This is a genomic window from Xenorhabdus szentirmaii DSM 16338, from assembly GCF_002632585.1.
GTDB classification, from domain to species: domain Bacteria; phylum Pseudomonadota; class Gammaproteobacteria; order Enterobacterales; family Enterobacteriaceae; genus Xenorhabdus; species Xenorhabdus szentirmaii.
Genome location: NZ_NIBV01000032.1, coordinates 1 through 844 on the forward strand (window position 1 = coordinate 1; position 844 = coordinate 844).

The window sequence follows — 844 nt, forward strand, 5'->3', positions numbered from 1 at the left end:
ACACTCCCGCGACCCGATTATCCTGAATGATATCGGCTGGCTGGGCAGCCGCACATTTTTAGCCGGCGATTACCGGACACTGCAATCGCGCACGCCCCGGGCTGATTTCCCATGGCAGGAGAGCCGGGACAACGGCCGGCCGTATACCGGGCAGGGAGGCTATCCGAGCTGTCAGGCCTGGTGGTCAGCCGCCAACATCGGCCTGAAAGATCGGGTGCTTGCGCAGGCTGATCCGGGGTTATGGTTGCGTCTGTCCGCGACACTGAAAATGTTGGGTAAAAACACGCCCGCTTATCAGGAAGCCGTGATCCGCCGCCTGGTCAGCCCGGTAAACCTGACGGTGTCTCAAGCAGGACAAGTATATGCCGGTTATGGCGGTAATGCGGACCCCACACTGTGGGATGGTTCGACCCGGATAGGGGCCTCTGCCGGGGTACTGTTGGGGGGCTTACTGGCTTATCCGATGTTCGATGCGGTACGACAGGCTCTGCCGATGATGCAGGCGGTGATTTTGATGGCGTTGTATATCTTAATCCCGTTGCTGCTGTTGGTGGCCACGTATGAGTTTAAGACCGTGTTTACCCTGACCTGTGTGATTTTTGCGTTGAATTTCCTGACCTTCTGGTGGGAGCTGGCGCGCTGGCTGGACAGCCATTTGCTGGACGCCCTGTACGGCTCCGACACCCACAGCCTGTTTAATCTGGCGGGCATGCAGAATACGTCAGATGATATGATTATGGGGCTGGTGATGGGGACGTTGTTTATTATCCTGCCGATGGTTTGGTTGGGGGCATTGGCCTGGGCCGGGGTGCGGATGGGCGATGTTGGTGGCATGATGAGTCAG

Annotated in this window: 1 protein-coding gene; it reads left to right on the forward strand. The window is 57.9% G+C overall.

Annotation, left to right across the window (positions count from 1 at the left end):
- A partial coding sequence (locus tag Xsze_RS21485; protein WP_143707620.1) for a conjugal transfer protein TraG N-terminal domain-containing protein occupies positions 1 to 844 on the forward strand: 844 nt, incomplete at both ends.